The sequence below is a fragment of the Curtobacterium sp. VKM Ac-1376 genome, from assembly GCF_015351025.1.
Lineage (GTDB): Bacteria > Actinomycetota > Actinomycetes > Actinomycetales > Microbacteriaceae > Curtobacterium.
In genome coordinates this window covers 245,237-265,557 of the sequence record NZ_JADKRV010000001.1, presented here as the reverse complement: position 1 = coordinate 265,557, position 20,321 = coordinate 245,237, and the positions used below count along the sequence as shown (strand labels likewise).

At 71.0% G+C, this 20,321-nt stretch carries 15 protein-coding genes; 8 read left to right on the top strand and 7 right to left on the bottom strand.

Annotated features, from left to right (window positions below):
• Window positions 1-6 precede the first annotated feature (6 nt).
• The gene (locus ITJ56_RS01260; RefSeq protein ID WP_194626692.1) at window positions 7-1,008 is read right to left on the bottom strand and encodes an ATP-grasp domain-containing protein; all 1,002 of its coding nucleotides are present in this window, start codon (window positions 1,006-1,008) and stop codon (window positions 7-9) included.
• A 147-nt stretch (window positions 1,009-1,155) separates the two neighbouring features.
• Window positions 1,156-1,998 carry a helix-turn-helix transcriptional regulator gene (locus tag ITJ56_RS01255; RefSeq protein ID WP_194626690.1) on the bottom strand — a complete coding sequence of 281 codons (843 nt, stop codon included), beginning with the start codon at window positions 1,996-1,998 and terminating at the stop codon, window positions 1,156-1,158.
• 101 nt (window positions 1,999-2,099) lie between these two features.
• Here ITJ56_RS01255 and ITJ56_RS01250 point away from each other — a divergent pair, with 101 nt between their 5' ends.
• Complete coding sequence (locus ITJ56_RS01250; protein WP_194627435.1) at window positions 2,100-2,840, top strand: SDR family NAD(P)-dependent oxidoreductase; 741 nt, start codon at window positions 2,100-2,102, stop codon at window positions 2,838-2,840.
• A 211-nt stretch (window positions 2,841-3,051) separates the two neighbouring features.
• Here ITJ56_RS01250 and rsmA read toward each other — a convergent pair whose 3' ends face one another.
• The 4 genes from rsmA to rsmI form a co-directional block, all read right to left on the bottom strand.
• Window positions 3,052-3,903, bottom strand: coding sequence for a 16S rRNA (adenine(1518)-N(6)/adenine(1519)-N(6))-dimethyltransferase RsmA (gene rsmA / locus ITJ56_RS01245; RefSeq protein ID WP_194626688.1), 852 nt, complete (start codon window positions 3,901-3,903; stop codon window positions 3,052-3,054).
• A 2-nt stretch (window positions 3,904-3,905) separates the two neighbouring features.
• On the bottom strand, window positions 3,906-4,838 hold the full coding sequence (locus ITJ56_RS01240) for a TatD family hydrolase (protein ID WP_194626686.1): 933 nt from the start codon (window positions 4,836-4,838) through the stop codon (window positions 3,906-3,908).
• Window positions 4,835-6,412, bottom strand: coding sequence for a methionine--tRNA ligase (gene metG / locus ITJ56_RS01235; protein WP_194626684.1), 1,578 nt, complete (start codon window positions 6,410-6,412; stop codon window positions 4,835-4,837). The genes ITJ56_RS01240 and metG overlap by 4 nt, the downstream gene beginning before the upstream one ends.
• Window positions 6,413-6,546: 134 nt before the next feature.
• Window positions 6,547-7,368, bottom strand: a complete 822-nt coding sequence (gene rsmI / locus ITJ56_RS01230) for a 16S rRNA (cytidine(1402)-2'-O)-methyltransferase (RefSeq protein ID WP_194626682.1) — start codon at window positions 7,366-7,368, stop codon at window positions 6,547-6,549.
• Between the two features lie 98 nt (window positions 7,369-7,466).
• Between rsmI and ITJ56_RS01225 the strand changes: the two genes are divergently transcribed.
• On the top strand, window positions 7,467-9,098 hold the full coding sequence (locus ITJ56_RS01225) for a dolichyl-phosphate-mannose--protein mannosyltransferase (protein ID WP_194626680.1): 1,632 nt from the start codon (window positions 7,467-7,469) through the stop codon (window positions 9,096-9,098).
• Window positions 9,099-9,249: 151 nt separating this feature from the next.
• Here the strand turns inward: ITJ56_RS01225 and ITJ56_RS01220 are convergent, their stop codons facing one another.
• Window positions 9,250-9,912, bottom strand: coding sequence for a TetR/AcrR family transcriptional regulator (locus tag ITJ56_RS01220; protein WP_194626672.1), 663 nt, complete (start codon window positions 9,910-9,912; stop codon window positions 9,250-9,252).
• A gap of 168 nt (window positions 9,913-10,080) precedes the next feature.
• On the opposite strand from ITJ56_RS01220, the gene ITJ56_RS01215 reads away from it, so the two are divergent.
• The 6 genes from ITJ56_RS01215 to hrpA all read left to right on the top strand — a co-directional run bounded on the left by ITJ56_RS01215 (window position 10,081) and on the right by hrpA (window position 20,310).
• Entirely contained in the window at window positions 10,081-11,622 is a 1,542-nt protein-coding gene (locus ITJ56_RS01215; protein ID WP_194626670.1) for an MFS transporter, read from the top strand.
• A gap of 352 nt (window positions 11,623-11,974) precedes the next feature.
• Entirely contained in the window at window positions 11,975-12,835 is an 861-nt protein-coding gene (locus tag ITJ56_RS01210; protein WP_194626668.1) for a sulfurtransferase, read from the top strand.
• Between the two features lie 61 nt (window positions 12,836-12,896).
• Window positions 12,897-13,964 (top strand): NAD-dependent epimerase/dehydratase family protein, encoded by a 1,068-nt coding sequence (locus tag ITJ56_RS01205; protein WP_194626666.1) that lies wholly within the window; start codon window positions 12,897-12,899, stop codon window positions 13,962-13,964.
• A 1-nt stretch (window position 13,965) separates the two neighbouring features.
• Window positions 13,966-14,496, top strand: coding sequence for an AAA family ATPase (locus ITJ56_RS01200; protein ID WP_194626664.1), 531 nt, complete (start codon window positions 13,966-13,968; stop codon window positions 14,494-14,496).
• Between the two features lie 90 nt (window positions 14,497-14,586).
• Window positions 14,587-16,419: a thioredoxin domain-containing protein gene (locus tag ITJ56_RS01195; protein WP_194626662.1), complete on the top strand. Its 1,833-nt coding sequence runs from the start codon at window positions 14,587-14,589 to the stop codon at window positions 16,417-16,419.
• 39 nt (window positions 16,420-16,458) lie between these two features.
• A complete protein-coding gene (gene hrpA / locus ITJ56_RS01190; RefSeq protein ID WP_194626660.1) occupies window positions 16,459-20,310 on the top strand; it encodes an ATP-dependent RNA helicase HrpA in 3,852 nt (1,283 codons plus the stop codon).
• Window positions 20,311-20,321: the final 11 nt, after the last annotated feature.

The window sequence follows — 20,321 nt, the reverse complement described above, 5'->3', positions numbered from 1 at the left end:
GCGTTGTCAGGCCGTCAGTTGCGGCGCGTACTGCGTCTCCAGCAGCCCGCCGAGGTAGCGTGCGATGGAGCGCGGGCCGGAGGCCGGCGCCGACTCCTCGACCGCGGGGTTGTAGTTCGTGTTCGTGTTGATGTCGTAGACGACGGTGCGGCCGTCCGTCGTCTCCATGAACTCGACGCCCGCGATGGTGACCCGCTGGTCGGCGAGGAACGTGCGGAGCTTCTGGACCAGCGGGTGCTCGGCCGTGATCTCCTGCCGGACGGCGAACGCTGCCGACGCGCCCGCGGGAGCGTCGGCACCGGGGACGTCGCAGACGGCACCGGCGATCACCTGCGGGACCTCGCACGCGTCGGCGGGGCAGAGCTCGAAGCTGCCGGCGCTCGTGTCGACGCGGACGGCGTAGACGAACTCGCCGCCGACGAACTCGACGCGGGTGATGAAGGGCTCGCGGGCGGTGAGGTACTCCTGCAGCAGGGTGATGCCGTCGACCGGGGCCTCGAACTCGGGGCTGTCGACGTAGGCGTCGAACTCGGCGAGCGAGTCGAACCGTCGCACGCCCAGGCCCTTGCCGCCCTGGTTGTGCTTCGTGATGAAGGGGACGTCCTGCCCGTCGGTGAAGGTGCGGGCGGCGTCCTTGAGGGTCGTCGTGCCGAACACGGCGGTGGTGCGGGGCACGTCGAACCCGGCCTGCTGCAGGAGGCCGTGCTGGGCGACCTTCGAGACCTCGAGTTCGAGGACGTGGCTGCCGCCGACGACCTGGCGACCCGCTCGTTCGAGCCAGCCGAGGACCGCGCGGGTGTACTCCTTGCTGTGCTCGTGGCCGCGGGTGTGGGAACTCGCGGACATGCGGGACCAGTAGACGCCCGGCGCGGGTTCGGAACCGAGGTCGATCTGCCCCTCGGTCAGGAGGATCTCCTCGACCGGGACGCCCTCGGCCTCGAAGGCGGCGGCGAGCGGGGGGAACCACTCGGGGTTCTCGTGGATGACGTACACGCGCGGAGTGCTCACGCCCCCACCCTAGGCAGGGTGTACGGCACGCGGCCAAGTGTGTGACGCGGCGTTGCTTCCGGGTTCTGTTCGTCCCGTGCGAGGTTCTGCACTCGGTGCGACCTGCTCGCCGCCGCACGGAGTACGGAACCTCGCACCGTGCGAGGGTCAGCCAGCGAACGTCTGCTGTCCGACGACGCCGAGGAGCTCGAGCTTCTGCGCGTCCTCCGACCCCGGAGGCGCGGTGAAGAGCAGCAGCGCCTGCGCCTGGTCGTCGGTGTGCAGTACCTGACAGTCGACGGTGATCCGTCCGAGCTCCGGCTGCACGATGGTCTTGTTGTCCGACCAGCGCGTCGCCACCTCGTGCAGGGCCCAGAGTTCACGGAACTCCGGGCTCCGCGCCTCGAGCTCGGCGATCAGTTCGGTCGCGCGCCGGTCTCCCGGCCCCGCGAGCGCAGCCGTCGCCCGGAGCGAGGCCACCACGACCCTGGCCAGTCGCTCGTGCTGCTCCGGGGCGTACTTCGTGAGCTCCTCACCCGTCACGAACCAGCGCCACGCCTGGTACCGCCGGTTACCCGGCAGGTCGACCGAGCTGCCGAGGAGCGCCGCAGCGAGCCGGTTCTCGACGAGCGTCTCGCCCAGGTGGCTCACGACGACCGCCGGGGTGTCCTCCAGCCGGTCGAGCACACGCAGGATCGCCGGGTCGATGTGGTCGGCGCGGTGCATCCGGGTCGGGGCGTTCTGCCCGGCCAGGTGGAACAGGTGATCCCGCTCGTCCAGGCTGCAGCGCAGTGCCCGGGCGATCGCGGCGATCATCTGCTCCGACGGCTGGGGGCCGCGCTGCTGCTCGAGGCGCGTGTAGTAGTCGACGGACATGCCGGCCAGCGAAGCGACCTCTTCGCGCCGGAGACCAGGCGTGCGGCGGCGCGGGCCGTGCCCGAGACCGACGTCCTCGGGGCGCAGCAGTTCGCGGCGACGGCGGAGGAAGTCGGCGAGCGCGGCACGGTCCATGGCTCGATCATGGTCCGGTTCCCGCGCGTGTGCCAGGGATCGCCGATCCCCCGATGACCGCGCTCTGGTTGCCGCAGCGACCGCGGAGCATCGTGGTGGACATGGACATCACGAACTCCACCGTCTTCATCCCCGGCGCCACCTCGGGAATCGGTCTCGCACTGGCCCAGCGGCTGCAGGCCGCCGGCAGCACCGTCGTCATCGGCGGTCGCCGACAGGCGCTGCTCGACTCCCTCGCCGCCGAGCACGGTTTCGGCACCGTGCAGATCGATGTCGCCGACGCTTCGTCGATCGATGCCGCTGCCGCCTCGGTGCTCGACGCGTACCCGTCGCTCGATGCCCTGATCACCATGTCCGGCATCATGCGCAACGAGGACCTTCGCTCCTCCGACCACATGGACGACGCAATCGAGACCATCCAGACGAACCTGGTCGGGACGATCCGGCTCATCGACGCGTTCCTGCCGCACCTGCTCGCGCAGCCCGCCGCGACGCTGATGACCGTCACCTCCGGCCTCGCGTTCGTGCCGCTCACCGCGACGCCGACGTACAGCGCCACGAAAGCCGGCGTGCACTCCTACACCCAGGCCCTGCGCCAGCAGCTCGTCGGGTCGTCGCTCGAGGTGCTCGAGCTCGCACCGCCGGCGGTCATGACCGACCTGATGGGTGGCGCGGACTTCGGCGGGATGCCGCTCGACGCCTTCGCCGACGAGGTCATCGCCCTGCTGTCCTCTGGCGCATCGCCCGAGATCCTGGTGCAGAACGTGCACCCCCTGCGCTTCGCCGAGCGCAACGGCAACCACCAGCAGATCCTCGAGATGATGGCGTCCCGCGAGCACTGACGCGCGTGCGCCGCGCGGCGCCAGCGCGGCGTCAGCACGGTGCGAGGTTGCGTGTTTGGTGCGAGGCGCTTCGGCTCGCACGGACCACGGAACCTCGCACCACGCGTGGTGTTGTCACCGAACACCGCGCTCGCTCCTCAGCTTCGGAACACCACGCGGCGGCCGTCCGGTATTTCGTCTCTCGCAGGAGCAGGGCGATGTACCCGGGGCGCTACTCCGCCGCCGCCAGCACCGTCCGCCCGAGTCGCACGAAGTCGTCGACCCCGATCGCCTCGCCCCGTGCGGTCGGGTCGATCCCCGCCGCCGTCAGGACCTCGGACGCGTGCGCGCTGCCGCCGAGCACCCCGGACAGGCTCTGCCGCAGCATCTTCCGCCGCTGCTGGAACGCCGCGTCGACCAGGGAGAACACCCGCGACCGCAGGACCTCGTCCCCCGGGGGCTCGTGCCGGTCGAAGGCAACCAGGACACTGTCGACGTTCGGGACCGGCCAGAAGACCTGACGGCTGACGAGCCCGGCAGTACTCCACGACCCGTACCAGGCCGCCTTGACGCTCGGCGAACCGTAGACCTTGCTGCCGGGACCCGCGGCGAGACGGTACCCGACCTCGGCCTGCACCATCACGAGCGACCGTTCGATCGACGGGAAGGTCGCGAGCAGGTGCAGCAGCACGGGTACCGAGATGTTGTAGGGCAGGTTCGCGACGAGGTGGGTGGGCTCGACGTCCAGGTCCGACGCAGCGACGGTCATGGCGTCCTGCTGCACGACCGTCAGCGTGGCGTCTGGCTGCATCGACGCCACCGTCGACGGCAGCTTGGCGGCGAGCCGCTTGTCGATCTCGACCGCGGTCACGGGCGCGCCGGTCTCGGTCAGGCCGAGCGTCAGTGATCCGAGTCCGGGCCCGATCTCGAGCACCTGCGACGACGGGGTCACGCCGGCGACGGACACGATGCGCCGCACCGTGTTGGCGTCGTGCACGAAGTTCTGACCGAGCTTCTTCGTCGGGGTGACGTCGAGTTCGGTGGCGAGCTCCCGGATCTCCGCCGGGCCGAGCAGGGCGCCCACGCCTACTCGTCCACCGTCACGGGCTCGGCGTCCCACGCACCGTAGACGAGCTCGGTGGTCGAGGCGATCTGCGCCGCGAGCATCGAGGCGTCAGTGCCGATGGTCTCCGCCATCGACCGCAGCGTGAGCGGGATGAGGTACGGGGCGTTCGGACGTCCGCGGTACGGGGTGGGGGTGAGGAACGGCGCGTCCGTCTCGACCATGATCAGGTGCCGAGGCGCGACCACCAGCGCTTCGCGGAGCAGCGCGGCGTTCTTGAACGTAACGGTGCCGGCGAAGGACATGTACCACCCGCGCTCGGCGCAGAGCCGGGCCAGGTCTGGTCCGCCGGAGAAGCAGTGGAACACGGTGCGCTCGGGGGCACCGACGCGGTCGAGGACCTCGACCACGGCGTCGTGCGCGTCGCGGTCGTGGATCGTCAGCGCGAGGTCGTGCTCCTTCGCGATGCGGATGTGCTCCTCGAACGAGCGGATCTGGGCGTCGCGGCCGTCCTCGCCCGTGCGGAAGAAGTCGAGGCCGGTCTCACCGATCGCCCGGACGCGCGGCAGCGACGCCAACTGCTCGATGCCGGCGAGGTGGTCGTCGAGCAGCCCCTGCTCCTGCAGCACGGGTGCCTCGTTCGGGTGCAGCGCGACGGCTGCGAGGACACGCGGTTCGCGCGCGGCGATCGACGCCGACCACTGCGAGGTGGCGAGGTCGGTGCCGACCTGCACGACGCCGCGCACGCCGACGCTCGACGCGCGGTCGAGGTGCTCGCGGTACTCGAGCGGACCGTCGCCGCCGTCGCCAACGCCGTCGGCGATCTCCAGGTGCGTGTGGTTGTCGTACACCGGCACGACGAGCGCCTGGGGCAGCGGTGGGTACGTCAGGTCGCGCTTCGAGCCGCCGGACGATCCGTCGCCGCGGGACCGGACGTGCGCATCCGCGTCGGTCACGCTGCGCCCTGCTCCGCCTGCTCGATGCGCGGGAAGAGCCCGCTCTCGAGGGCGACGACGTGCGCGGCACCCTGCCACTCGAACGCGCGGTCCACGCGCTGCTCGGCGACGGAGCCACCGGCACCGATCGCGGCCCAGAGCTTCTCGGTCGCCTTCGGCATCACCGGCGAGAGCAGCACGGTGACGGTGCCGAGGCCGCGGAGCGCCGTCGTCAGGACGGTGCCGAGCCGCTCGCGGTTGGCATCGTCCTTCGCGAGGGCCCACGGCTGCTGCTCCGTGATGTACCCGTTCAGGGCGTCGACGAGCTCCCACACGGCGGCGATTGCCTCGTGCGGCGCGAAGGCCGCGATCGCTGCGTCGGCACGCTCGGTGACCGCCACCGCCAGGGAGTCGATCGCCTCGTCCGACGCGGTCAGCTCACCGCGCGACGGCACGGCACCGTCGAAGTACTTCTGCAGCATCGCGACCAGGCGCGAGGCGAGGTTGCCGTAGCCGTTCGCGAGCTCCGCCTGGTAGCGGGCCGAGATGTCCTCCCAGCTGAAGTTGCCGTCCTGCCCGAAGATGATCGCGCGGAGGAAGTAGTAGCGGAAGGCGTCGGACCCGAACGTGTCGGTGATCTCCGACGGCGCGATGCCGGTCAGCTTCGACTTGGACATCTTCTCGCCGCCGACGAGCAGCCAGCCGTGACCGAAGACGCGCTCCGGCACGGGCAGCCCCGCGGCCATGAGCATCGCCGGCCAGATCACGGCGTGGAACCGGGCGATGTCCTTGCCGACGATGTGCACGCTCGGCCAGAGACGCTGGAACGCCTCGTCGTCCTCGGTGCCGTAACCGAGCGCCGTGACGTAGTTGAGCAGGGCGTCGAACCACACGTAGAGCACGTGGTCGCTGTCCCACGGGATCTGGATGCCCCAGTCGAAGCTGGAGCGCGAGATCGACAGGTCACGAAGACCCTGCTTCACGAACGAGATGATCTCGTTGCGGACGCTCTCCGGCTGGATGAACAGCGGGTTCGACTCGTACAGGTCGAGCAGGCGCTGCTCGAAGTCCGACATGCGGAAGAAGTAGTTGCGCTCGGACAGCACCTCGACCGGGATCGAGTGGATCGCGCAGACCTGCTGCCCCTCGTACGGACCGGTGCCGGCGACGAGGTCGCTCGGCTGCTTGTACTCCTCGCAGCCCACGCAGTAGAAGCCCTCGAACTCACCGGCGTAGATGTAGCCGTCGTCGTAGAGCTTCTGCAGGAACGCGGTCACGCCACGCTCGTGGCGCTCGTCGGTGGTGCGGATGAAGTCGTCGTTCGCGACGTCGACGGTGTCGAGCAGCGGCTTCCAGGCGTCGTTGACCAGGCGGTCGGCCCACTCCTTCGGCGTGACGTCGTTCGCCGAGGCGGTGCGCAGGATCTTCTGCCCGTGCTCGTCCGTGCCGGTGAGCAGCCAGGTGTCGTCACCGCGCTGCCGGTGCCAGCGCGCGAGGACGTCCGCGGCGACCTCGGTGTAGGCGTGCCCGATGTGGGGCACGTCGTTCACGTAGAAGATCGGCGTGGTGATGCTGAACGAGGACCCGTCGGACATGCGGACCATCCTACGGGCGCGCGGAAGCCGGATGACGCGCTCGGCGGTGGACTGTGGAAAACCGGATCCGGGAGGCCCGTGGCGGGCCCGCCCCGCGCCTCCCGGCCGACGAACGCGAACGTGACGTCCCCCGCTCAGCGCGCCGCGAGCGCCCCTTCGTACAGGTCGCGCTTCGACAGCCCGGTCGCGTCCGCGACCGCCGCGGCGGCCTCCTTCATGCGCATGCCCGCGGCCACCCGCTCGAGCACGAGGCGGACCCCGTCGTCGAGCGTGGCCTCCTCCGTGGCCTCCGAGGCACCGCCCACCACGATGCAGATCTCGCCCTTGACCCCCTCGGACGCCCAGGCCGTGAGCTCGTCGAGCGTCCCGCGCCGGACCTCTTCGTACAGCTTGGTGAGCTCACGGCACACCGCAGCCCGACGATCGCCCCCGAAGCCGAACGCCATGTCGGCGAGCGTGTCCGCGAGCCGGTGCGGCGACTCGAAGAACACCATCGTCCGCTGCTCCCCCGCGAGCGCCTGGAACGCCCGGCGCCGCTCCCCGCCCTTCCGCGTCGGGAACCCCTCGAAGGTGAAGCGGTCGGTCGGCAGACCGGAGACGGCCAGCGCCATCAGCACGGCGGACGGTCCGGGCAGTGCCGTGACGGTCACACCGGCAGCCGCTGCGGCCTCGACCAGCGGGAAGCCCGGGTCGCTGATCGCCGGCATGCCCGCGTCGGTGAGGACCACGACGTCCTCGTCCCGGGCGAGCTCGACGACCTCGGACGCCTTCGCCCGCTCGTTGTGCTCGTGCAGGGCGATGAGCCGCGGACGGTTCTCGATGCCGAGGGCGCGCATGAGGTGGATGGCGGTCCTGGTGTCCTCCGCCGCGACGACCGTGGCGTTGGAGAGGGTCTCGACGAGACGGCGCGAGGCGTCCCCGAGGTTGCCGATGGGCGTTGCTGCGAGGACGATCACCCACCCATTGTCGTCGCAGTCCGGCCGCGGCGCGGCCCGGCCACCCTCGCACCGCCGTCGCAGCACGGACCTGGGGTCGATCCGTAGGATGCTCACCGATGACCAGCGAGCTGACCGACGACCGCACGGCCGTGCCCGACGGGCCGGTCGGCTCGCGCCTCGACGACTGGTGGGGTCGGGTGCTGTCCACGTCCCGCCGCATCGCACTGTGGCGTTGGACAGGACCCCTGGCGGTGACCCTGCTTGCCGCCGTGCTCCGCCTGGCGAACCTCGGCAACCCGCACTCGCTGGTGTTCGACGAGACGTACTACGTCAAGGACGGTTGGTCGATCGTGCACCTCGGGTACGAGGGCACATGGCCGGCCAACCCGGGCGACGACTCGTCGCCGACCACCGACGAACGCTTCGTCCGCGGTGAGACGGACATCTTCACGAGTGCCGCGGAGTTCATCGCGCACCCGCCGCTCGGCAAGTACCTGGTCGGGCTCGGCATGCTGCTGTTCGGCGCGGACAACGCGTTCGGCTGGCGCTTCACCGTGGCCGTCCTCGGCATCGCGACGGTGTTCCTCACCGCGGTGATCGCCCGGTCGCTGTTCCGCTCGACCATGATCGGCACGCTCGCCGGGTTCCTGCTCGCGATCGACGGCCAGGCCATCGTGATGTCGCGGGTGACGCTGCTCGACGGCATCCTGACGTTCTTCGTGGTCCTGGGGTTCGGCGCACTGCTGCTCGACCGACGGCAGAGTCAACGGAGGCTCGACGAGTGGGTCGCAGCCCGGGCAGCTGCGGGCCGGACCACCCTGTGGGGACCCGTGCTCTGGTGGCGGCCCTGGCTGTTCGCGATGGGACTCGCCCTGGGGCTCGCGACCGCGACGAAGTGGTCCGGCCTGTACTTCCTGGCGTTCTTCGCCGTGTACTCCGTGCTGAGCGACATGATGATGCGGCGCCGCGCCGGGGTGGAGTTCTGGTCGTCGAGCGCGCTGCTGCAGCAGGCACCGGTCTCGTTCCTGCTCACCGTGCCGATCGCCGCCGTCACCTACGTCGCGTCGTGGACCGGCTGGTTCGTGTCGAAGGACGGCTGGGACCGGAACTGGCTGACCTCTGGCGGCGAGCGCTGGACCGGCGTGCTGGCATGGGTGCCGGACAGCCTGCAGAACTGGTGGCACTACCAGTCCGAGATCTACAACTTCAACATCGGGCTCCAGACCCCGCACTCGTACCAGGCGAATCCGCTGCTCTGGCTCGTGATGCAGCGGCCCACGTCGATGTTCTACCTCGGCACCGACGGCGGCCAGGACGGCTGCTGGGCATCGCGCTGCGGCGAGGCGATCACCGGCATCGCGAACCCGTTCATCTGGTACGCGGCGGTCATCGCGACGGTGGCACTGCTCGTGCTCTGGGTGCTGCGCCGGCGGTGGGAGTACGGCTTCGTGCTGCTCGGCGTCGCCGCGGGCTACCTGCCCTGGCTGATGTACGTCGACCGGACCGTGTTCCAGTTCTACACGATCGCTTTCGAGCCCTTCATGGTGATGGCACTGGCAGCCGCGATCGGACTGGTGCTCGGGTCACGGAACGACGATCGGCACCGGCGGACGCGGGCGATCATCTGGGTCGGCGTGTACTTGGTCGTCGTCGTGCTCGCGTCGGTGTACTGGTACCCGATGTGGACCGCGATGCAGGTGCCGTGGGACTTCGTCCGGTCGCACTACTGGCTGCCGAGCTGGCTGTAGCAGCGCGCATCGCGCGGTGACCGCCGGCCGTCTGGCCGGTGCCGGTGCCGGTGCCGGTGCCGGTGCCGGTGCCGGTGCCGGTGCGCCATGGTCGCGACCGAAACCGGACGGGAGGCCCGTGGCGGCGCCGCCACGGGCCTCCCGTCAGTGATCAGGACTGCGCGTGCAGCGCGCGCTCGATCGACTCGCGGTCCAGCGGGCCCCCGAGCATCGGCTCGGTGTCGTCGGAGCCGGGCAGGACGCCCTGGATCAGGAGCTCGGCGTACCGACGCCAGGCATTCGGGTCGTGCTCGCGGGTGGCGTCCGAGACGGCTCCGACCATCGCCGTGAGCATCGGGAGGTCCCGGTAGTCGAACCCGGTGCGGACGACTCCGGCAGCCTCGGCCCTGGCGATGATCGCGGCGACCTGGTGTTCGAGCCGGTCGCGCTCGTGCACGATCGACGGGCGCGACTTTCCGGCACGCACGATCGCGTCGGCGAGGGCGCGGTCACGGGCGCGGAACTCGAAGACACCCATCAGGTAGACCCGGAGCGCCTCGCGCGGGTCGGACACGTCGGCGGCTCGCGCGGCAGCGTCGTTCATGGCCTCGAACTTGGTGGCGAGCAGCGCCTCGATCAGGGAGTCCTTGTCGGCGAACCGGCGGTAGACGGTGCCGACACCGACCCCGGCTTCGTGCGCGATGTCGTTCAGCGTCACCGAGAGCCCGCGCTCGGCGAAGCACTTGCGCGCCGTCTGCAGGATCAGCTCGCGGTTGCGTGCCGCGTCGGCGCGCAGCGGTCGCTCGAGGTCGGACGCGGACTCGGTGGTGCTCACGCGTCAGACGGTAGTTGAACTTTCTGGGAATAAGTGGATGCGGCCCTTCCGTTTCGGTCTACACTGGCCGCAAGCGGATGCCGTGCATCCGTTTGCTCCACCCGCTCTCCGGAGTGCCCGACGGCGCGTGCTCCACCTTCCCCTCCAACCTTCTCGAAGGAGGCTGCCGTGACGGCAGAACACACCGTGCCGACCCCCACCGGGGCAGCACCCACGACTCCGGGCACCACCCCCGCCAAGCGCAACCACCGCTGGATCGCCCTGGCGGTCATCGCCCTCGCGCAGCTGATGGTGGTGCTCGACGCCACCATCGTGAACATCGCACTGCCCTCCGCCCAGGCCGACCTGGACTTCGGCACCGACCAGCGGCAGTGGATCGTCACCGCGTACTCGCTGGCGTTCGGCTCGCTCCTGCTGCTCGGCGGTCGTCTCGGCGATCTGTTCGGCCGGAAGAACACCTTCATCATCGGGCTCGTCGGCTTCGCGGTCGCCTCGGTGCTCGGTGGCCTCGCCGACTCGTTCGGTCTGCTCGTCGCGGCCCGCGCGCTGCAGGGCGTCTTCGGCGCGCTGCTCGCCCCGTCCGCGCTCGGCATGCTGACCACGACGTTCCGCGACCCGAAGGAGCGCGGTCGTGCGTTCGGCATCTTCGGGTCCATCGCCGGCTCGGGTGCGGCCATCGGTCTGCTCCTCGGCGGCGTGCTGACCGAGTACGCCTCGTGGCGCTGGTGCCTCTACGTCAACGTCGTCTTCGCCGTGCTCGGCGTGATCGGCGCGCTCGTCTTCATGGAGAAGCCGCCGAAGGTCGAGCGTCCGCGCATCGACGTGCTCGGGGTCATCACCATCACGCTCGGCCTGGTCGGGGTCGTCTACGGCTTCTCGAACGCCGAGACCGACGGCTGGGACTCCCCCGTCACCATCGCGATGCTCGCCGGCGGCGTGGTGCTCATCGCCGCCTTCGTGTTCATCGAGACCCGCGTCGCACACCCGCTGCTGCCCCTCCGCGTCGTGCTGGACCGCGACCGCGGCGGCTCGTTCATCGCCATCGGCCTGGTCGCGATCGGCATGTTCGGCATCTTCCTGTTCCTGACCTACTACCTCGAGCAGACCCTCGGGTTCAGCTCGCTGCAGACCGGTCTCGCGTTCCTGCCGATGCCGCTCTCGATCATGATCTCGGCGACGCAGATCGGTGGCCGCCTGCTGCCGCGCGTCGGCCCGAAGGTGCTCATCTTCGCCGGCGGTCTGGTCGCCGCGGTGGGGCTCCTCCTGCTGCTCCGCACCGACCTCGACAGCTCGTACGCGGGCACCGTGATGCCGGCGTTGATCGTGATCGGACTGGGCATGGGCACGATCTTCTCGTCCGCGATGAACACCGCGACGACCGGGGTCGCCCGGTCAGACGCCGGTGTCGCCTCGGCGACGGTCAACACCATGCAGCAGATCGGTGGCTCGATCGGCACCGCGCTGCTGTCGACGATCTTCGCCGACGTCGTGGCGAACAGCCTGTCCGGGTTGTCCGCCGCTCCGACGAAGCTGCAGCAGGCGCAGGCCGTGCTCGACGGGTACCACGCGGCGTTCGGCATCTCCGCCGGTGTGCTCGTGCTCGTCGCCCTCGCCGGCGGCCTGCTCATCAACCGACAGTCGGTGCGGGTCGAGCGGCTCGCTGCCGCCGGTTCCGCCACGACCGGGAGCATCCCCGCCGCGGCGCACTGACGCGGCCGCCCGCACGACGGCCCGTCCCGGTTCGCCGGGGCGGGCCGACGTGCGTGCGGCGGGCGCGTGCGCCGGGCGCGTGCGCCGGGCACGTGCGGCGGGCGCGTGCGCCGGGCACGTGCGGCGGGCGCGTGCGCCGAACACCCGTTTCGCGACGATCCACCTGTCGAACGACGCGTGCATCGTCGATGAATGCGCACGCACTCGTTGCACGTGCATGTTCCGACCGACCACTCGTCGAACGACTGGTGCCTCGTCGATCACTGCCCACGCATGCACCGCCCCCGCGCCCGGTTGCGCCGTGTGTCCACCACTCTGGCCCACGTCAGGGGCGCGGATTATGGTGGCCGGCATGGCCCCCGTCCTGACCTCGCCGCTCGTGTCGACGCAGTGGCTCGCAGACCACCTCGGTGCTGACGAGCTCGTCGTCCTCGACGCCTCGGTGCACACGGCGGGGACCGGTCTCCAGACGACCTGGCACGCCGCGCAGGACGCCTACGAACAGCACGGGCACGTCCCCGGCGCCCGTTACGCGGACCTGATCACGGCTTTCTCCGAGCCCGGGTCCCACGTCCCGTTCACCCGTCCCGGCGCCGAACGCTTCGAAGCCGCCGCCGCCGAGCTCGGGGTGACGAACACCTCGACCGTGGTGGTCTACGACGACAGTGTCGGCGAGTGGTCGGCACGCCTGTGGTGGATCTTCCGCTCGTTCGGCTTCGACTCGGTCGCGGTGCTCGACGGCGGCTTCACGAAGTGGCGCGACGAGGGGCGGCCGGTCCGTGTCGGCGCACTCCGCACGCCCGCTGCCCCGTCCGACCCCGGCGCCGGTGCGTTCCTGGCCGGCGAAGAGCGCGCGCTGTGGGCCGACCACGACCGCGTCCTGCGCGCCGTCACGGGCGAGGAACCCGCGTCCCTGGTGTTCGCCGCGCCCTGGGCCACCCTCGGCGACGACCACCCACCCATCGTGCCGGGCAGCACCCCGATCACGGCGGACACCCTGGTGAACCCCGACACGAACGCGTACCTGCGCGGATCTGACCTCGAACGGGCGTTCGCCGCGGTGATCGGTGCCGGCGAGATCGTGACGTACTGCGGTGTGGGCAGCGCGGCATGCGTCGACGCCCTCGCACTCACGGTGCTCGGTCACGACCGGGTGAAGGTCTACGACGGCTCGCTGGCCGACTGGTGGCGACACGAGCAGCTGGCCTCCTGACGCGCCGCGCTGCCCGGGGGACCGGGCCGCGCTGGCCGACGGACCGCACTACCGTTGCACCATGAGCACCAGACGCGCGGTCATCCTCGGCGGCACCGGCGGGATCGGCTCGGCGGTCGCTCGCGAACTCCTCGACGCCTCGGGCCGCGGCGGCGACGACTGGCAGGTCGACCTGGTGGCACGGACCGGCGGGCCCGTCGCCGACTCGCTGACCGCCGCCGGTGCGACCTTCCTGGCTGGCGACCGACGCGACCGCACCGTCCTGCGCGACCTGCTCCGCCCCGGCGCCGACCTGCTCGTCGACACCGTCGGCGTGACCCGGGACGACGCCCAGCAGCTCCTGCCGTTCCTCGACGACGTCGGCTCGACCGTGTTCGTGTCGTCCAAGGCGGTCTACACCGACGAGCAGGGCCGGCACGCGAACTCGCTCGACAAGCCGGTGTTCGGTGGCGCGGTCACCGAGACCCAGCCGACGGTGACCGCTGGCGACGGTGACCCGACGAGCCGCGACGGCTACGGTGCCGCGAAGGTCGCCGCCGAGCAGGTCCTCCTCGACCACGGCGCCCCGGTCACCGTGCTCCGCCCGTCGAAGGTGTACGGCGTCGGCATCGGGCGCCCCCGCGAGTGGTTCGTCGTCCGGCGCGTGCTCGACGGCCGGGAGCGTGTGCTCCTCGCCGACCACGGCCGCGGCGTCGACCACACGACCGCGGCGAGCGGCATCGGATCGCTCGTGCGCCTGGTCGCGGACTCCCCCGACCGACGGATCCTCAACGTCGCGGACGCCTCTGCCCCGACCGTGCTCGAGATCGTCCGGGCGATCGGCGCGCACCTGGACCACCGGTTCGATGAGGTCCTGCTCGACGAGGACGCCCCAGCCTTCGTCGGCGGCACGCCCTGGTCGTCGCCGTCGCCCTTCGTGCTCGACACCACCGCGGCCCGGGCACTCGGGTGGCAGCCGCCGGAGTTCGTGACCGCCGTCACGCCGGAACTCGACTGGCTGGTCGAGACCGCCCACGCCGTGCCTGCCGACGGCGACGTCCCATGGGCCGACGACCCGTTCTGGGACCGCATGTTCGACTACGGCCCCGAGGACGCGGCACTCGCACTCCTCTCCCTCGGTTTGGGCTGACGTGCCGCGGTCCGAGGTCCTGTTCATCGGCGGACGTTCCGGGGTGGGCAAGTCGACGGCGGCCGAAGCGCTGCACGACCTGCTCGTCGCCGCGGATGTCCGGCACGCGGTGATCGAGGGCGACCTGCTCGACCTCGCCCACCCCGCCCCACACCTCGAACACCCTGAGGCGCGCCTGGCCGAGCGGAACCTCGCCGCGATGTGGAGCGCCTACCGGGAGCTCGGACACCACCGCTTGGTCTTCACGAACACCGTGTCCGTACTGGAACACGAGCGTCTGGCGGCTGCGATGGGCGACCGCCCACTGGTCTCCGCCGTCCTGCTCCGCGCCACGGACGGCACCACCGCCGAGCGGCTGGCCCGGCGGGCGGGTGGCGCCGTCCCGCAGGCGCAGCTCGCGCACAGCACACGGACGGCCGGGAGGCTCGACTCGGCCACCACGGACGCGGTCACCCGGGTGGACACCGACGACCGGGCCCCCGCCCAGGTCGCCGCGCACCTGGCGTCCCTGACGGGCTGGCTCACCCGCTGATCGTCGCGCCGCGCATGTGCACAGCGCGGGTCCGTCCACAGATCGCCCTGCACGGTGGTCCGCCCAGTCGCCGGCGGGCACGCTGGACCCATGAACGACAACCGACTCGGCACCGCGGTGAGTCCCTACCTGCGTCTGCACGCTGACAACCCGGTGGACTGGCGCGAGTGGGGTCCGGCGGCCTTCGCCGAGGCTCGTGAGCGGGGCGTTCCCGTCATGGTCTCGGTCGGGTACGCCACGTGCCACTGGTGCCACGTCATGGCGCGGGAGAGCTTCGCGGACCCGGAGATCGGAGAGCTGCTCCGCCGAGACTTCGTGTCGGTGAAGGTCGACCGTGAAGAACGACCGGATGTCGACGCCAGCCTGATGGCCTCGGCGAGCGCCTTCACGCAGCAGCTGGGTTGGCCGCTGACGACGTTCCTGACGCCGGAGGGCCACGTGTTCTTCGCGGGCACGTACTTCCCGCCCTTCCCGGTGGGACAGGTGCCGGCGTTCCGGCAGATCCTGGCGGCGGTGCTCGACGCCTGGACCGAGCGGCGGCACGAGGTGGACGCGAACGCGGCGGCGATCGCGGCGGCGATCCGGCAGGGTGCCGAGGCGGACGCGACCGCACGTTCGGGTGACGGCGGTGCCGGAGCAGATCAGGGCCTCCCGTCCGTCGACGCGATCCGTGCGGTCGTCAACCAGCTGTCCCGTGCCGAGGACACCACCTACGGGGGTTTCGGAGGCGCGCCGAAGTTCCCGAGCACACCGTTGCTGGAGTTCCTGGCCGATACGGCGGCCGACGGCGATGCCGAGGCCGACGGGCTGCTCGACCGATCGCTGCACGCGATCCGCGGGTCCGAGCTGACCGACGCCGACGGCGGCGTCTTCCGGTACGCCACCCAGCGCGATTGGAGCGTGCCGCACTACGAGCGCATGCTGTACGACAACGCGGGGTTGCTCGCGGTCGCCGGGTCCGAGCAGGCCCGCGGTGTCGCGGACTTCCTGCGGAACACGCTGCGGCGGGACGACGGCGCGTTCGTCGCGGCGCAGGACAGCGAATCGACCATCGACGGCCGCCGGGTCGAGGGCGAGTGGTACCGCCGACCGATCGCCGAACGCGCACAGCTCGACCCGCCGCCGCTCGACGACCAGGTGCTGACGGGGTGGAACGGCCTGGCGATCCGGGGCCTCGCGATCGCCGGTGCCCGTCACGGCGACCCCGAGCTCGTCGCGCTGGCCCGTGGCGCCGCCGACGCGGTGCTCGCCGCCCACGTGCAGGACGGCCATGTGACCGTCCGCTCGAGTACCCCGCGCGGGGCCTCGTCCGCTCCCGCAACGGTGGAGGACATCGGGCTGCTGGCCGAGGGCCTGCTCGAACTCGCCCTGGCCACCGGCGAGGTGTCGTACGCCGTGACCGCCCGGTCCCTCGTCGACGACGGCCTCGCCGAGCGGTTCCCCGTCGATCCCGTCCTCGCTGCCGCCGGGACCGCCACGGGGGAACAGCCGCAGACGGCGATGCGCTCCGGCACCGCGGCACTGGCGGCCGCCGCGACGACGCTCTCGTCCGTGACCGGCGACCAGACCCTGCGGTACGCCGCGGCACGGCTGGTCGCGGAGCGCGCCCGCACCGGTACCGAGCGCCCCCTCGGCCATGCGGATGCCCTCGGCGTCGCGCTCGCCCTGCAGCGGCCGTCGCGACAGGTCGTCGTCGTGACGAGCGACCCGGACGACCCGATGCATGCCCTCGCGGCCGGGGCTCGACGCCCCGGCACCGTCGTCGCCACCGTCACCCCGGGGCAGGCGCGCGCCTGGGCCGGTGCCGGGTTCTCGCTCTTCGAGGCGAGGGATGCGCTGGACCCGGCTGCGTACGTCTGTCACGACCGGGTGTGCGATCTCCCCGCTCGGACACCCGACGTGTTCGCCGAGCAGATCGACTGACGACAGTCCCGGTCGACACCCCTGTATCCTGGAATGCTCATGTCTTCTCCGCTGCCCGTCATCACGTACCCGCCCGAACTGCCGGTCTCGCAGCGACGGGAGGACATCGCGGCTGCCATCCGTGACAACCAGGTCGTCATCGTCGCCGGGGCCACCGGCTCGGGCAAGACGACGCAGCTGCCCAAGATCTGCCTCGAACTCGGTCGCGAGCACATCGGGCACACCCAGCCGCGACGGATCGCGGCACGCACCATCGCCGAGCGCGTGGCCGAGGAGCTCGGTGGCGGTGAGCTCGGCGGGCTCGTCGGCTACCAGGTCCGCTTCACCGACAAGGTCAGCTCCGAAACCCGCGTGAAGCTGATGACCGACGGCATCCTGCTCAACGAGATCCACTTCGACCGCGACCTGAAGCGGTACGACACGATCATCATCGACGAGGCGCACGAGCGCTCGCTGACGATCGACTTCCTGCTCGGGTACCTGAAGCGGCTGCTTCCCCGCCGGCCCGATCTCAAGCTCATCATCACGAGTGCGACGATCGACCCGGAGTCCTTCTCGAAGCACTTCGGCGATGCCCCGATCATCGAGGTGTCCGGCCGCACCTACCCGGTCGAGATCCGCTACCGACCACTCGTGGCCGAAGACCAGGGCGACGACGCCGACGACGAGTCGGACTCCCGTACCGGGGACAGCGGGAACGCCGCCGACGACCGCGACACCATGCAGGGCATCACCGACGCCCTCGACGAGCTGGCGCAGGAAGACCCGGGCGACGTCCTCGTCTTCCTGTCCGGCGAGAACGAGATCCGCGACGCGCAGGACGCGATCGAGGGCAAGCGCTACCCGGGCACCGAGGTCCTGCCCCTCTACGGCCGGTTGTCCGCCGCCGACCAGCACCGGGTCTTCGAGCGCCGGAACACCCCGGGCATCCGCCGTCGCGTCGTCCTCGCCACGAACGTCGCCGAGACCTCACTGACCGTGCCCGGCATCAAGTACGTCATCGACACCGGCACCGCTCGTGTCTCCCGCTACTCGCCGCGGGCGAAGGTGCAGCGCCTGCCCATCGAGGCGATCTCGCAGGCCAGCGCGAGCCAGCGCTCCGGTCGCGCGGGCCGCACGAGCGCCGGCATCGCGATCCGGCTGTACTCGGAAGACGACTTCGGCCGACGCCCGGAGTACACCGATCCCGAGATCCTGCGCACGAACCTCGCCGCGGTGATCCTGCAGATGATCTCGCTCGGCTTCGGCGACATCGAGTCGTTCCCGTTCCTGCAGCCGCCGGACAGCCGCGGCGTGAAGGACGGCCTCGACCTGCTCCGCGAACTCCGAGCCGTCGACCAGGACGGCCGGATCACGAAGTCCGGCCGGCAGCTGACCCGCCTGCCGATCGACCCGCGCCTCGGCCGCATGGTGCTCGAGGCCGGACGGCAGGGCGTCGGGCGTGAGGTCATCGCGATCGTCAGTGCCCTGAGCATCCAGGACCCTCGCGAGCGGCCCCTCGAGAAGCGTGCACACGCCGACCAGCTGCACGCTCGGTTCGCCGACCCGACGAGCGACTTCCTCACCCTGCTCAACCTCTGGAACCACATCGAGGACCAGCAGGAAGAGCTCTCGTCGAGCGCGTTCCGCCGCCTGTGCAAGGCCGAGTTCCTCAACTACCTGCGGATCCGCGAGTGGCAGGACCTGTACCGCCAGCTCTCCCGCGCCGCGAAGCAGGTCGACGTGCGGGTGGGCCAGGCCCGCTCCGACGACGGCGACGCCGTCCACCGGGCGCTGCTCGCCGGGCTCCTCAGCCAGATCGGGCTGCGCGATCGCGAGAAGCGCGACTACCTCGGCTCGCGGAACACCCGGTTCGTGGTGTTCCCGGGCAGTGTCCTGGCGAAGAAGCAGCCCGACGCCGTGATGGCCGCCGAGCTCGTCGAGACGAGCCGGCTGTTCGCCCGGACCGTCGGCCGGATCGACCCCGCCTGGGTGGAGCCGCTCGCCGGCGACCTGCTCAAGCGCACCTTCGGCGAGCCGCACTGGGAAAAGAAGCAGGGCGCCGTCGTCGCCTACGAGCGGGTGACCCTGTTCGGCGTCCCGATCGTGCAGCGACGCCGCGTGCAGTACTCGCGGGTCGACCCGGAGCACTCGCGCGAGCTCTTCATCCGGCACGCCCTGGTCGAGGGCGAGTGGGACGCCCAGCAGGCCTTCGACCGCGCCAACCGGAAGCTCCGCAAGGAACTCGAGCAGCTCGAGGAGCGCACGCGCCGCCGCGACATCCTGCTCGACGACGAGAACGTCTACGAGTTCTACGACGCCCGCATCCCCGCCGACGTCGCGACGACCCGTGACTTCGAAGGGTGGTGGCGGACGACGCGCCGCGACCAGCCGGACCTGCTCACGATGCGCAGGGCGGACCTCCTGGACGAATCCGCGGCCGAGGCCGCGGAGGACGACGTCGAGTACCCGACCCAGTGGCGGAGCGGCGACCAGCGGCTCGCCATCCAGTACCGCTTCGAGCCCGGCGCCCAGGACGACGGCGTCAGCGTGCAGGTGCCCCTCGCGCTGCTCCCCCGCATGCGTGAAGAGGGCTTCGACTGGCAGGTGCGCGGCCTCCGCAAGGAACTCGTCACCGCGCTCATCAAGTCGCTGCCGAAGCAGATCCGCAAGAACGTGGTGCCCGCAGCCGACTGGGCCGAGAAGATCGTGGCCGAGCTGCCCGACGACGCCCCGACCGAGCCGACCGAGTCGTTCCGTGCCACGCTCGCCAAGACCATCCAACGCATGACCTACGTGCCGGTCTCCGAATCGGACTTCGATCTGTCCCGCGTGCCCGCGCACCTGCTGCCCACCTGGGCCGTCGTCGACGAGCGCGGTCGGCGCGTGGAGACGGGCAAGGACCTGCCGGCCCTGCAGACCAAGCTCAAGGACCGCACCCAGCAGAGCGTCGCCTCCGCCACGGCGAAGGGTGCCGGGCGGCCAGGAGGCGCGGCTCGCGTCGCGTCCGCCGGCGGCGGTCGTCCGCTGGAACAGTCCGGTCTGACCGCCTGGCCCGACCAGGACCTGCCGCAGACGCTCGACACGAAGCAGGCCGGCGGGGTCATCCGCGCGTACCCGTCGCTGGTCGAGGAGGGCACCGGCCCGAAGGCGACCGTCGGCGTGCAGCTCCTGGCCACCCCGTCCGACCGGGTGGTCCGGATGCCCGCCGGGGTCCGTCGCCTCGTGATGCACGCGGTGCCCTCACCCGTGTCGTACATCCAGTCGCACCTGACCGCGCAGGAGAAGCTCGCGCTCGCCGCCAGCCCCTACCCGTCGACGGCCGCGCTGTTCGACGACGTCCTCGCTGCCGTCGTCGACGCGGGCATCCGTCGGGCGCACCCGGACGGGCTGGTGTTCACGAAGGCGGAGTTCGAGTCCGTTCGCGACGCCGTCTCCGGCACCGTCGTCGACACCATGTTCACCGCGGTGTCCGAGGTCGCGGCCGTCCTCGCCGCCCAGCGCTCCGCCGAACGAGCGCTCAAGCAGGCCAATTCGATGTCCCTGCTGGCAGCCCTCAGCGACATGCGGCAGCAGATGGAGCGCCTGGTGTTCCCGGGGTTCGTCGCCGTCGCCGGACTCGATCGACTCCGGCGCATCCGTGTGTACCTGCAGGGGATCGAGGCCCGCGTGCAGAAGCTCCTGCAGAACCCGGGACGCGATGCGACCTGGATGCGCGAGGTCACCGTCGCGACCGATCGTTACACCGATGCCGGTGGTTCGTTCCCGCCCGCGGTCGGCGCACACCCCGAGCTCGTGCACGCGCGGTGGATGCTCGAGGAGTTCCGCCTCAGCCTGTTCGCGCAGGAACTCGGGACCGCCGAGACCGTCTCGTTGCAGCGGATCACGAAAGCCCTGGCCGCGGCGCGCTGATCGGTCTACGG

Excerpts from the sequence above, each read along its gene's own strand:
- ITJ56_RS01255 (WP_194626690.1), bottom strand. The coding sequence starts at position 1,998 with ATGGACCGTGCCGCGCTCGCCGACTTCCTCCGCCGTCGCCGCGAACTG.
- ITJ56_RS01250 (WP_194627435.1), top strand. The coding sequence starts at position 2,100 with ATGGACATCACGAACTCCACCGTCTTCATCCCCGGCGCCACCTCGGGA.
- metG (WP_194626684.1), bottom strand. The coding sequence starts at position 6,412 with ATGTCCGACGGGTCCTCGTTCAGCATCACCACGCCGATCTTCTACGTG.
- ITJ56_RS01225 (WP_194626680.1), top strand. The coding sequence starts at position 7,467 with ATGACCAGCGAGCTGACCGACGACCGCACGGCCGTGCCCGACGGGCCG.
- ITJ56_RS01210 (WP_194626668.1), top strand. The coding sequence starts at position 11,975 with ATGGCCCCCGTCCTGACCTCGCCGCTCGTGTCGACGCAGTGGCTCGCA.
- ITJ56_RS01205 (WP_194626666.1), top strand. The coding sequence starts at position 12,897 with ATGAGCACCAGACGCGCGGTCATCCTCGGCGGCACCGGCGGGATCGGC.
- ITJ56_RS01195 (WP_194626662.1), top strand. The coding sequence starts at position 14,587 with ATGAACGACAACCGACTCGGCACCGCGGTGAGTCCCTACCTGCGTCTG.
- hrpA (WP_194626660.1), top strand. The coding sequence starts at position 16,459 with ATGTCTTCTCCGCTGCCCGTCATCACGTACCCGCCCGAACTGCCGGTC.